General features: G+C 42.1%; 8 protein-coding genes. 3 read left to right on the forward strand and 5 right to left on the reverse strand.

Annotated features, from left to right (window positions below):
• The first annotated feature begins 23 nt into the window (after positions 1–23).
• Positions 24–3,425 carry a family 16 glycoside hydrolase gene (locus QZ576_RS13455; protein WP_297098016.1) on the forward strand — a complete coding sequence of 1,134 codons (3,402 nt, stop codon included), beginning with the start codon at positions 24–26 and terminating at the stop codon, positions 3,423–3,425.
• 127 nt (positions 3,426–3,552) lie between these two features.
• Here QZ576_RS13455 and QZ576_RS13460 read toward each other — a convergent pair whose 3' ends face one another.
• From QZ576_RS13460 to ybaK, 3 genes are all read right to left on the reverse strand, one after another.
• Positions 3,553–4,128 carry an alkylphosphonate utilization protein gene (locus tag QZ576_RS13460; RefSeq protein WP_297098017.1) on the reverse strand — a complete coding sequence of 192 codons (576 nt, stop codon included), beginning with the start codon at positions 4,126–4,128 and terminating at the stop codon, positions 3,553–3,555.
• Between the two features lie 91 nt (positions 4,129–4,219).
• Positions 4,220–5,221 carry a tryptophan--tRNA ligase gene (trpS, locus tag QZ576_RS13465; protein WP_297098019.1) on the reverse strand — a complete coding sequence of 334 codons (1,002 nt, stop codon included), beginning with the start codon at positions 5,219–5,221 and terminating at the stop codon, positions 4,220–4,222.
• Between the two features lie 368 nt (positions 5,222–5,589).
• Positions 5,590–6,060: a Cys-tRNA(Pro) deacylase gene (ybaK, locus tag QZ576_RS13470; RefSeq protein ID WP_297098021.1), complete on the reverse strand. Its 471-nt coding sequence runs from the start codon at positions 6,058–6,060 to the stop codon at positions 5,590–5,592.
• 634 nt (positions 6,061–6,694) lie between these two features.
• Here ybaK and QZ576_RS13475 point away from each other — a divergent pair.
• Positions 6,695–8,071 carry a TrpB-like pyridoxal phosphate-dependent enzyme gene (locus QZ576_RS13475; RefSeq protein ID WP_297098023.1) on the forward strand — a complete coding sequence of 459 codons (1,377 nt, stop codon included), beginning with the start codon at positions 6,695–6,697 and terminating at the stop codon, positions 8,069–8,071.
• A 94-nt stretch (positions 8,072–8,165) separates the two neighbouring features.
• On the opposite strand, the gene QZ576_RS13480 is transcribed toward QZ576_RS13475, so the two are convergent.
• On the reverse strand, positions 8,166–10,967 hold the full coding sequence (locus QZ576_RS13480; protein WP_297098026.1) for a DUF5695 domain-containing protein: 2,802 nt from the start codon (positions 10,965–10,967) through the stop codon (positions 8,166–8,168).
• Between the two features lie 149 nt (positions 10,968–11,116).
• Positions 11,117–12,064 carry a lipoate--protein ligase gene (locus tag QZ576_RS13485; protein ID WP_297098027.1) on the reverse strand — a complete coding sequence of 316 codons (948 nt, stop codon included), beginning with the start codon at positions 12,062–12,064 and terminating at the stop codon, positions 11,117–11,119.
• A gap of 213 nt (positions 12,065–12,277) precedes the next feature.
• Here QZ576_RS13485 and QZ576_RS13490 point away from each other — a divergent pair, with 213 nt between their 5' ends.
• Positions 12,278–12,712, forward strand: a complete 435-nt coding sequence (locus tag QZ576_RS13490) for a hypothetical protein (RefSeq protein WP_297098029.1) — start codon at positions 12,278–12,280, stop codon at positions 12,710–12,712.
• The last annotated feature ends 118 nt before the right edge of the window (positions 12,713–12,830 follow it).

Consider the following 12,830-nt stretch of genomic DNA (forward strand, 5'->3'; position numbering starts at 1 on the left):
ATAAAGGATTAATGACAATTACAATGAAAAAATATATAGTTCAAATAACTACGATCTTGCTGCTGGCCTGCCTGAGTATGGCCGGAATGGCGCAGGATAACCGAACACTCGACACCAAAGTTGCCGATGTGCTGGCACAAATGCCAACGAAGAATCTCACGCATCGCGACAAAGCGATGAACGAAATCTATTTGATGGGCAACGAAGGTTATCAAAAACTGGCCGATCAACTTGTTCCGCTGGGTACCGGCGATGACACTTCCGTACGTTTTGCACTAAACAGTTTTTCGCGTTATGCCAGTCAGTTTGGTAAAAATGAAGAAAGTGCTTTTGCCGAAGAGAACCTTTTAAAAGCACTCAGCAATGCAAATGATGTTGAGGTGAAGACTTATCTTCTCAATCAACTGAACCTGGTTGCCGGCGAGAAGACCGTTGAGCAGGTCAAAAACTACTTAACTGATGACCAACTGGCAGAACCGGCAGCACAAACCATTCTGTCTACCGAAGATCCAAAAACAGCAGAAGTATTTTTGGCAGCGTTTCCAAAAACTGAAGGAGCAACACAAATAACTATCGTTCGGGCTTTGGGCCAGTTAAAATGCAAACGCGCCGTTCCGCTGATCACGCCGTTGTTAAGTACCGAAAGTGAATCGATGCAAAAAACAGCGTTGGCAGCACTGGCAAATATCGGATCGCTTGATTCTTACAAAACTTTGTTAAACGCGGCATCTGATGTAGATTTTAATTACGATGCCACCAATGCCGCCGAAGCATTTCTTACTTACACCAAACGATTGGGCGAGCAAAACGAACTGGAGTTAATGGAAAAAGCCTGCAAGGCTATTTTTAAAGCCAATTCTGCCAGCGGCCATTTGCACAATTATTCTACCGCGCTTCGCATTTATGCCAACAACCTAGGTTACGAAGCTACTCCTCTTCTTTTGGAGGCAGTTGATTCTCCTGACAAAGCGTTTCGCTACTCAGCATTAAATATTGCCGAAAATCTGGGCGGCGTTGCCGACACACGAAAATGGATAGCCAAAGCTGAAACAGCCAATGCAGAAATTAAAGCAGAGATCATTGACATGCTGGGAAGACGTGGTTGCGAACAGGCAAACGATTTTGTTTTGGCCAGCCTTAATTCCGGTGCTGAAGTTGTTCGAAGGGAAGCAGTAATTGCTTTGGCAAAACTTCAGGGAAGCAAAGCCATTCCAACATTAACTGCACATCTGGCACAAGGAAAAGATATTGAAGCAACATCCAAAGTATTGAACACCCTGCTTGATAAAGACCATTTATACCTGATTGCTGGAAATCTCGATCAATCAGCAGGAAAAACGAAAGCAGTTTTTATCAATCTCATCGGTGCCAAAGCCGGATCGCAATATTTTGATGAAATACTGGCCGCAACTTCTTCTTCCGATGCAGATGAAAAAGCTGCTGCTTTTGCGGCTCTGAAACAAGTTTCTTCTTACGAGAATACTGATGAATTACTAAAACTTTTACTTACTGTTTCCGAACCTTCAGAAATTACAGAAACACAGTTAGCATTGATCGCTGCTGTTGACGGTATTGCCGAAGAGCAGGAGTCAAACGGTAAAGTATTGAGCACATTGAAACAGTCCAGTAAAAAAGCACGACTTTTCCCAATTCTGCCAGCAATTGGCGGCGAAGCAGCACTGAAAACCGTTACCGGTTATTTCAACTCTTCAACAGGTGAGCAAAAAGAAGCTGCATTTACCGCCTTAACTAACTGGCAGGATTACGCCGCCTCGAAGCCATTATTCGAAATCTGCAAATCAGGTAACTCTACTTTCAGCCAACCTGCTTTCGAAAGTTTTGTTCGGATGGTTGCCGGTGCAAATTTGCCCGACGATCAGAAACTGCTGCAATACCGCAAGATTATGGAATATGCATCTTCAGCCGATGATCGAAAAAATGTGATTGCTGCAATCGGTCGTTTAAGAACATTCCTTTCGTTGGTTTATCTTGAGCAATATCTGGAAGAAGAAGCATTGACTGCAACAACTTCGCGTGCGATTATGAACATCGCCATGCCAAACAGTGAAGGAGAAGGTGGTTTAACGGGCGACATCGTTCGACGAATTTTGGGTAAAGCTGAGCAAACCTTATCGGGCGAAGACAGTGCTTACGACAAAATAAATATTCAGAACTACCTGAAAGCCATGCCTAAAGACAAAGGTTATGTTTCGATGTTTAACGGTAAAAACCTGGACGGATGGCAAGGAATGTTGCTGGATGGCAATCCAATAAAAATTGCCAAACTCAGCGATACAGAACGTGCGAAAGAGCAGGAAGCGGCCAACATTAAAATGATGGAAAACTGGAGCGTAAAAGATGGAATGATCATTTTTAACGGCAAAGGCGCCAACCTTGTTTCGAAGAAAATATACAAGGATTTTGATATGATCGTTGACTGGCGGATCAGCAAAAAAGGCGACAGCGGCATTTACCTGCGCGGTGCACCGCAAGTACAGGTTTGGGATACCTCGCGTGTTGAAGTGGGTGCCCAGGTTGGCTCTGGCGGTTTGTATAACAACAATGCAGACAATGTGCGCGATCCTTTACTGGTTGCCGACAATCCGATTGATGAATGGAATACTTTCCGCATAACCATGGTGGGTGAGAATGTAACGGTTTACCTGAATGGCGAACTGGTGGTTGACAACGTAAAAATGGATAATTATTGGGACCGCAGCATTCCGATTTTCAGCGAAGGAACGATTGAATTGCAGGCACACGGTAACGAACTGGCTTTCCGCGATGTATATGTTCGTGAGATTAATACTAAAGAAATTGGCCTTACACAGGAAGAGATCGACGAAGGTTTTGTTTCGTTGTTCAACGGTAAAAACCTTGATGGCTGGCAGGGGAATAAAACGGATTATTATGTAGAGAATGGTGAGTTGGTTGTGAATCCTAAAATGGGTGGCCACGGCAACCTTTTTACTGAAAATGAGTACAGTGATTTTAATTTCCGTTTTGAATTCAAGTTGACTCCGGGAGCCAACAACGGACTTGGAATTCGTGCGCCACTTGAAGGAGACGCGGCTTATGTGGGAATGGAATTGCAAATTCTGGATAACACCGCACCTATCTATGCCAACCTGCATGAGTATCAATATCACGGGTCGGTTTACGGTACTATTCCGGCTAAGCGCGGCTTTTTAAATCCTGTTGGTGATTGGAATACGCAGGAAGTTGTAGTAAAAGGAACAAAAATTAAGATCACCCTGAACGGTGAAGTGATACTGGATGGTGACATTGCCGATGCTCGCAAGAACGGCACAGTGGATGGCAAAGATCATCCGGGCTTACAAAACGAAAAAGGTTTTATCGGATTCCTGGGACATGGCTCCGAATTGTGGTTCCGAAATATCCGGATAAAAGATTTGAGCGAATAATCAATTCAAGGAAATAAGGTGATGGTCTCACTCAAAGTGAGGCTATCACTCTCCAAAAACAAAGATGCCATCTTTCCACATAACGTAAATAAAGATGGCATCTCTTCTTATTTAGAATAAATTCTTGCTAGTTCTTCTTCACATACTGTGTAAGAATAACGATCTGCTGGCCATTCACTTTTCCCTCAATATGTTCAGGGTTATCGTGTACCAGTGAAATATTACGAACGGCAGTTCCTCGTTTTGCTGTAAATCCACCACCTTTTACGTTCAGGTCTTTAATCAGAACAACAGTATCGCCGGCCTGTAAAACTGCACCGTTGCTATCGAGGTGTTTTACCACATCATCCGGATCAATTCCCTCGCCGGTTGCTTCTGCCCACTCCTGTGTTTCTTCGTCTAGGTAAAGCATATCAAGCAGGTCTTGTGGCCAACCTTCAGCTTTCAGTCGGTTTAACATTCTCCAGGCTACTACCTGAACAGCAGGAACGGTGCTCCACATGCTGTCATTCAAACAGCGCCAGTGGTTGGCATCCATTGTCTCCGGATCATTGATCTGACCAGAGCAGGTTGCACAAATATAAATGCTGTCTTTTTCGCTTTCCTGTGTTGCCGGCGGCACGGTAAATACTCCCAGGTTATCTTCCGATCCGCATAATTCACAAACCGAAGTGCGTTTTTGCAATTCTCTTTCTATACTCATTTTGATTGTAATGAATCGTCATGCTGAACTTGATTCAGTATCTGCTTTTAAAAAGATTCCGAAACAAGTTCGGAATGACGTTCTATGGTTTCTAAAATAACTTCTTAAATCCGATTACATCCTTCACTTCCTGCAAAGTTTTCGCAGCCGATTCCTGAGCTTTTTCAGCACCCATTTTAGCCACTTTTGCCAAGTAAGCGTCGTCTTTCAGAATTTCAATAATACGCTCGCGGATTGGCGATGTGTAGGCAATAATATCCTCTGCCAATTGTTTTTTCAGATCGCCGTAACGAATTTCGCACTTGTTGTACAATTCATCGAAATGCGCCACAGTATCTGGCGTAGAAACAATATCCATAAGCGTAAACAGGTTCTGAATAGCTTCCGGTTTCTCCTGATTCATTTCTGTTGGGCCCGAATCGGTAACAGCACGCATCACTTTCTTGCGAATCGATTTTGGATCTTCGTAAAGGTTAATGGCATTACCTTCCGATTTCCCCATTTTACCGCTGCCGTCCAATCCCGGAACTTTGATCATGTCGCCACCACCAAAAGTATACGGGCGTGGAATTGGAAATACTTCAGATTTGTACATGCGGTTAAAACGTTTGGCAAATTTACGCGCCATTTCAAGGTTTTGCTCCTGATCTTTTCCAACCGGTACAAAATGCGCTTTGTGAATAATAATATCCGAAGCCATTAAAACCGGGTAAGTCAACAATCCGGCATTTACGTTATCCGGATTCTGACGGGCTTTATCTTTAAACGACGTTGTACGTTCCAGCTCGCCCAAATAGGCATTCATATTCAATAAAGCATACAATTCCGAAACCTCCGGAACATCGCTCTGAATGAATATCGTTGATTTCTCAGGATCGATACCACAGGCCAAATATTCCGCAAGCACCTGGCGCACACCCGACTGCAAATTCTCAGGCGTTGGATGCGTAGTCAGCGAGTGAATATCAGCAATAAAAAAGTAGCAGTTAAAATCGTCCTGCATTTTTAAGAAATTCTGCACGGCTCCAAAGTAGTTTCCGAGGTGCAAATATCCTGTCGGTCGTATACCGCTTACAACTGTCGGTTTATTCATTATCTGTTTTTTATATGGTGTTGTGCGCAAAGCGCAAAGCCATCTGATTTTTAAGTGAGTGCAAAAATAGAGATTCGTGGGGAAAGTAAAAAAATAAAATTCGTTACGGTCTAAAAATTAATACTGAAGAAGCGGTATTGGCTTTGAATCATCGTTGTTTAGTAAAAAATTGGGGTAACTACATTGATTGACATGGTTATCTTTACCCCTTTGGCTGTCGCCATTTCCCCTTACAAGGGGAAACATTTGAAAGGAAAAGAAGGAAGCTTTGATGTCAAGCAGAAAGAATATTCATTGCTTGCTCCCCGCTTGAGGGGAGCTCCCACAGGGCGAGGGGTAGAAAAAGTAACTCTTCATTGAGAAAATCGCTAATCAATCAGGTCGGAAAGCTGTGCTCCGGTACAGGCAATCAGATCTTTTGGATTGATTTTTATCTGCATACCGCGTTTCCCGGCACTCACATAAATTGATTCGAAATTCAAACAGGTTTCGTGAATAAAGATCGGGTATGGTTTTTTCATTCCCATTGGCGAACAGGCACCACGAATGTATCCGGTGAGCGCCAGCAATTCTTTCATCAGCACCATTTCCACGCTTTTATTTCCTGATATTTTTGCCGCCTTCTTCAAGTTTAGCTCAGCAGCTCCGGGAATTACAGCTACAAAAACACCTGTTTTCTTTCCTCGTAAAACCAGGGTTTTAAAAACCTGCTCAACATTCTGCCCCAACGATTCGGCAACATGAGTAGCACTTAAATCCGCTTCATCAACGTGGTATTCAACCAACTCGTATGCTATCTTTTTGCTGTCAAGTAAACGGGCAGCATTTGTTTTCTTCATCGTGAAATTATTTGAGCACAAAAGTTGAAAATTTTGCCCGCCCGGGCAAATGAAATATCCAATAAAAATATCCCTTTTATGTCAAGTTTAGTAAGTAGCCCGTCAGTTGACGGATCAGCATCTTCACATCTAATTACAAGCTATTTGAGAAGAAGACCCTGAAACAAGTTCAGGGTGACGTATTGATTGTGATTATTGCAGACATTCAAATCCAATAAAATCCCAATCTCTATGCACTCAGCAAGCGTTAAAGAATCTGAAATATTTTTTCAAAAAGAAATATTAATTAGCTTTACGTACTGACAGATAAAGAGATGTACATAAATAATTTATACGGAAAAGAATGGCACTGGCGTAACGTGAAAATGGAAACACGGGATGCTGCATATTTTTCTGTTATAAACTGAAAAGGGATTTGTCGTATTCGTAGGGCAAGTCCCTTTTTGTGTTTTAAATTGATAATATAAAAGGAAAAGATTCCTCGCTTTACTCGGAATGACACTTTGTGTTGTGTTCTGGGAGTTTTGCAGGCGGTATTCCGCCTGCAAAACTCCTCGCTCCTAAATAAGCTTGTCATTCCGAACGTAGTGAGGAATCTCTTAACTGTATACATAAACCAATAAAATAACAAATCATGACTAGACAAAAGAAGATTTTTCTTGACGAATCGGAAATGCCAAAACAATGGTACAACCTGGCCCCCGATCTTCCATCGCCGTTGAATCCGCCACTTGGCCCTGACGGGAATCCTGTGGGGCCGGAAATGCTGGCTCCGGTTTTTCCAATGAACCTGATTGAGCAGGAAGTGAGCCAGGAACGCTGGATCGACATTCCTGAAGGAATTCGCGAAATTCTGGTGCAATGGCGGCCAAGTCCATTAATTCGTGCTTACGAACTGGAGGAAGCGCTTGGAACTCCGGCAAAAATATATTACAAAAACGAAGGTGTTTCGCCGGCCGGTAGTCATAAACCAAATACTGCCGTGGCGCAAGCCTGGTACAACAAAGAGTTTGGAATTAAAAAACTAACCACCGAAACCGGTGCCGGTCAGTGGGGATCTGCCCTTTCTTATGCCTGTGCACAAATTGGCGGAATCGAGTGTAAGGTTTTTATGGTGCGCGTAAGTTTCGATCAGAAACCTTTCCGCAAGATGATGATGGAAACCTGGGGCGGCAACTGTATTGCAAGTCCGAGTACCGAAACACAAGCCGGTCGCGATATTTTAGCTCAGTTTCCTGATACTCCAGGAAGTTTGGGAATTGCCATTTCGGAAGCTGTTGAAGCTGCAGTTACCGATCCTACCGGCGGTACCCGCTATTCATTGGGTTCTGTGCTGAACCACGTAATGTTGCACCAAACTATCATTGGTTTGGAGGCTAAGAAACAATTGGCTAAAGTGGGTATTAAGAATCCGGATGTAGTTATTGGCTGCTGTGGTGGCGGAAGTAACTTCGCCGGACTTTCGTTCCCGTTTATGTACGACAAAATTCATGGTGCCGACATCCAGATTATCGGAGCCGAACCATTTAGTTGTCCGACTTTAACAAAAGCTCCGTTTATTTACGATAACGGCGATGTGGCACAAATGACTCCGCTGTTAGCGATGAATAGCTTGGGACACAACTTTATCCCTGCACCAATTCACGCCGGTGGTTTGCGTTACCACGGAATGGCTCCGCTGGTAAGTGCTGCCTTAAAAGATGGTTTAATGGATGCAATTGCTGTTCACCAAAGCGAATGTTTCGAGGCCGGTTTGTTGTTTGCCAAAACTGAAGGTATTATTCCTGCTCCGGAAACAACACACGCCATTGCTGCTACTATCCGCGAGGCAAAAAAAGCCAAAGAAGAAGGAAAAGAGAAAACAATCCTTTTCAACTTCAGCGGACATGGATTGATGGACCTTGTTGGTTACAACAAATACTTAGGTGGCGAATTGCACGATTACGAATATCCGGAATCAGAAATTGCAGCGAACCTGAAAAAGCTGGACGGTTATCCTTTGCCAAAATAGGAATATTGGAAGATTAGAATAGTAGAATGAGCGCACTGCAAAACAGCAGTGCGCTTTTCATTTAAAAATTCCAAACCAAATTAATCTATAAAAACTATTTCTTATGTATTCTTATTCGGGTAGATGACTCCTTTGAAATGGGCAAACTCAAAACAGCATGTTCATTCAGATTCACTGTCTCCGACCAGTTTTCTCCGGCTTCAATAAGATAATCGCCCGTTAAACCATTTAATTCAAGCGAAAGCTCGTGCTCATCGCCGCTACGATTTTCTACAAAAAACTCGATACTAGATCCATCTTGATCAAATTGAACAGCTTGATCTTTCTGAAAACCATCCCGTTTCAGAATAACATCAAATTTTCGATCATTATCGCGGAAATACAGTTTCTGGCGCAAACCGTCTTTTGGGATTACGCTGTATTTATCGCCTTCTTTTTTCAGGTCGCCTCCGTAGGCCACTATCCCAAATATTTCATCGTTGGAAACGATTGTTGCTGCAGTTCGCAAAGCTCCGCAATAGCCGAGATCAATCTCGCCATCGTATGACCAGGGACCTCTGCCCTGTGTTTTCTGCATCCAGTTTTGAGCATATTTTTGTGGCTCAAATGCCCAGCCAGACGCTCCGTCATTTTCTTTTCCCGGAAACCAGAATCCGTAATTTGTTTCCGGTGTTCCTGAATTGATCAGGGCAAACGAACTTAAATACGACTGGTAACCCAAACGAATGTTGGCTGCGGGAGAATCGGAAAAATACAAGCCATAATCCAATATCGACCAGCCGCCCATTTGTGCCATATAATCAAGCACATATTTATCACTTCTTCCCCGGTAATCGCTTCCCAGATAGTAGTACATCGGCTCAATGCTTCCCCTCTGCGCAATGTTTGCTTCGTTTTGGCGCTCCATAAAATCGGCAGCATCTTCCTTTTTCACATCAGGATGCGAATACCAACGTTTGTAATTTTTATCGAACCACAAATTCGAATCAGGTTGCATTTCATTCAGCACGCCGTATTTTGCCAGCGCATAACTCGACTCAAAAGCAGTGGCATCCACCGCATATTCCGATCGAAACGGGTACTCATCATCATAAACAAAATACTTCACTTTCTTTTCCCACTCGCTTCGTAAAAACGAGGCGTCGTCTGTAAACCCTTTTTCATCCAACACTTCAATCAGCTCGGGAATAAGGAGCTCATTGTAGCATCCCCATTTGTAGGTTTCGTACCAGGGTAGAATTTCGTAAGGGTAAATAAAATAGGCTTTCGCCGTTTCCTTAGCCAGTTTCAGATAACCATCGGCATCGCGAAATTTTGTGAGCTGCGGATACATGGTCGCGATCTGGTACATGTGATAATACATCATCATAATGTGCGGATAATCGTAGGATCGCCACACATGCATTTTAAAGCGATTCTTGTCTTCGGTTTTTGCTTCGCGGGCTTTCTGGTCGCGGTTAACCAACCAGTTTGGCGTGCCATAAACACCATAAGGATAAGGTTCTTCCTCATCGGTTCGCTGCAGGCCTCCCCAAACAAAATTTTTGATGTAATATTCAATGGCTTCAATCTCCTTTTTGTTTGGATAAACTACATTTTTCGATGCAAGAAACGGAGCTTTACACAAACCCGGATCGTCGCAGGTAAGGATGTATTCTAAACGACTTGTGTCGAGGTAATCGGCATTATCAGGGCCACGCAATTCGGCATTTTTCATATCGTAAACGCCAAATAATCCGTCGTACCATTTTGTAGAATCGCGATGTTGCTGACGATTTACAAGAAAAGCAGCACGCTTTTTATACAAGGTCTCCAGCGGTTCGGTAACGAAAAACTCCAATTGCGTTCTCAGGTTATCGCCATAATTAATGACCAGTTTATTTTCACCCAGGTGATTAAACTTTATCTCGTAAATATTAGTTTCGTTATCCTTCTGATCTACCAGTTTTATATTGGTTTCGTCTCCTCCAAATTCGGGTTCAATGCTGTTAATCGCCTGTTTGGTGCGCAAAGAAATTTTTGCATTTAGGTTGGAAGGCACTGTCATTCCCGGCATTACTTGCACATCGATCAATCCCGCATCAACCAAAATATTGCGAATCTGTTCGTAATCATCAGCCCAGCGAAATTTAAATCCATAGGTCCGGGTTTTGTTGGGCTGAATTAATTCCGAAGTATGGTATTGTCTCCACGTTCCGCGTTCTTCCTTATTTCCGGTGTATGACGAATGGATAAATGCTTTAAAAATACCTCTTTCGGCACGAACTTGCGATGCGGTTGTCCAGTATTCGAGCGAGGTACCTTGTTGCGGAACCATAACCAGATAAGGCGCTGCTCCCGTTGGGCGCTCAAAATAAAAGAATGAATTATCGCCGGCAATATGATGGTGTTTGATGGCGCTCATCTCAAATATCTGCTTGGGATTTTCGCCATATGGACTTTGATAAGCAAGCGGAATTACCAAATCTTCAATTCGAATAGCCGACTCTGCAGTGTTCTCTAATTTTATCGTCCAGACCAACTGCCCGTCTTCCAGCACAAAATCCTGCTCTAGTTTCAGGACTTTTTGCGATTTATCACAATAGCTCCAGTAATAAACGGTTTCACCGTCTTTTTGAATTTTTGTACACCCATTTAACGACGCCCGGATTGAATCGAGTTTTGTGTTATGAATATACCGAACCGTGATATCTCCAAACTGCCCCCTTCTACTGATATAATTTGTGGGATAAATATCGCCCGTCTTTCTCAACTCGGATAAACCATACTTTTTGGCATGGATAATAAAATCGTTATTGCTGATTTTTAAGGTGTCGGAATCCTCCGCAGATACCGTTGAGCTTAAAAACGTAAAGAGAAAAAATATGCAGAAAAGACGAAAATATGAGCTAGCCATGACACGTGATTTTTGATAGCTCAAGATATTAAAATGCACGAGGTTGACCTTGTACTTATGTTTAAAAATGTTGCACTTCGATTAAACGGTCAAGTAATTTTCTATATCAAGAATTAAACTTCAGCCATTTTGCTATGAAAGTGGACATTTTAGAAGAATACGTAAATCAACTCTTCATTGTCTGTCTTTAAAACGTCGCGAATATCCTCGTAAAAGTGTTGTTTGCCAAGCAATAAAGCTGATAACTCGGTGGTGTAAGGTTCAACAAAATAATTGCCCTGCAGATTTGCATTTTCAATATGTCCCTTCTTTACTTCGAGATAGATTTCAAGTGTCCGGCCATCAATTTCAACCTTATTGGTAAACGAATATTTTGGCGAGTAACCCCAACGCCAGTTCCAGGTTGTAAATTTTTCGTCAACCAGCTTATTTATCGCGTCCTCATCTTCAGCAGTAATCGTATAACTTTTGGCTCCGTCTTTTTTCAATTGCACACCAATCATAAAATCGATAAATGTTTCGATGTCCATTTCATTTTTTAAGAATGGAGATATATTGGCCACTTTGCTTCGGTTCGATTGCACTGCTTTGCTGGTGTATTTTCCGGGAATAACTTTTATGCTATTTCCCAGATTCTCCAGATCGGAGTTGAACAACAAAGTACCATGGTGCAACACACGGTTTTTAAAAACGTGCTCGGCATTTCCCGATATCTTCAAACCTTCTATCAGCAAATCGTTTCTGCCCGATGTTGTGGCTTCAATATCCAGTTGGGCCAGTGCCTCCACAACCGGCTCGGTAAACTGTTTAAACGAAATCTCAGCCGGACTTTTTACATTTTTGATAAAGGCAAAATTTACATTTCCGGCATCGTGATAAACGGTTCCTCCACCTGAAATACGACGCGCAACAGTAATATCATTCTCGCGCACGTAGCGGTAATTTACCTCGCCCAGCGCGTTTTGGTGTTTACCAACCACAACAGTTTTATCGCTTTGCCAAAGCATAAAAATATCATCGTCGAAATTTTTTAGCAGGTACTCTTCAGTAGCCAGACAGAAAAAAGGATTGTTGTTTTTTAAATTAATGCAGATCATGGTTCAAATTTAAGCTTTGCGAGTTACAAAATGTAAGTTACAAAATGTAACATTCTTTTGTATAAAATATTATCATCGGTTGAAAAGTACAAGAATTTGAGGTTCCTCATCATTTTTTCCAACTTTCTTCGTTCTTATTTCAAACCAAAAAAATTTAACTGAATAACTTGCTTCCGGTAGATTTGTTTCGTCAAATCCATTAAAAATTAAATCATGAAAAAATCAATTCTAACCACTTTCACAATTACTTCTCTTTTCTTATTTCTTACAATTTTTGCCTCAGCCCAGGAAAGAACAAGTTTCGGTATTCACAGAAACATTGAATTAAAAGATGAATCACAAATCAGGGAGGTAAAAATTGAAATGAATGAAAAAGAATGCCGATTTAATCTCAGAATTAACAGTCTTGTCCGGGGTGGTGAAGTAACCATTGAAATTTATAATCCAAATGGGAAAAAGCAGGGGAATTTTTCTGTCGGCTGCGAGATACAATCAGACCACGCGCAAGAAACCGTCAATGGACAAATAACCAAACTTATTGACAATCCGGAATTAGGTGATTGGAAAATTAAAATAATACCTAAAAATGCTGTGGGAAAGGTTTCAATCGAATTTTCTCAAGATGTGATCAAAACTTCCAACAACTAGTCGACAATGCAATATTTTAATAGTCGATTATTATTTGTCAGTATTTGTTCTCTACTGATATCTAGCCAATTATTTGCCCAATCTCAAATATCAGGAGAACTTAGCTTAGATTCCACCT

The organism is uncultured Draconibacterium sp., from assembly GCF_913060805.1.
Classification (GTDB): Bacteria; Bacteroidota; Bacteroidia; order Bacteroidales; family Prolixibacteraceae; genus Draconibacterium.

Coding starts and splice junctions, on each gene's coding strand:
- trpS (WP_297098019.1), bottom strand. CDS start 5,221: ATGAATAAACCGACAGTTGTAAGCGGTATACGACCGACAGGATATTTG.
- QZ576_RS13455 (WP_297098016.1), top strand. CDS start 24: ATGAAAAAATATATAGTTCAAATAACTACGATCTTGCTGCTGGCCTGC.
- QZ576_RS13475 (WP_297098023.1), top strand. CDS start 6,695: ATGACTAGACAAAAGAAGATTTTTCTTGACGAATCGGAAATGCCAAAA.
- QZ576_RS13480 (WP_297098026.1), bottom strand. CDS start 10,967: ATGGCTAGCTCATATTTTCGTCTTTTCTGCATATTTTTTCTCTTTACG.
- ybaK (WP_297098021.1), bottom strand. CDS start 6,060: ATGAAGAAAACAAATGCTGCCCGTTTACTTGACAGCAAAAAGATAGCA.
- QZ576_RS13460 (WP_297098017.1), bottom strand. CDS start 4,128: ATGAGTATAGAAAGAGAATTGCAAAAACGCACTTCGGTTTGTGAATTA.
- QZ576_RS13490 (WP_297098029.1), top strand. CDS start 12,278: ATGAAAAAATCAATTCTAACCACTTTCACAATTACTTCTCTTTTCTTA.
- QZ576_RS13485 (WP_297098027.1), bottom strand. CDS start 12,064: ATGATCTGCATTAATTTAAAAAACAACAATCCTTTTTTCTGTCTGGCT.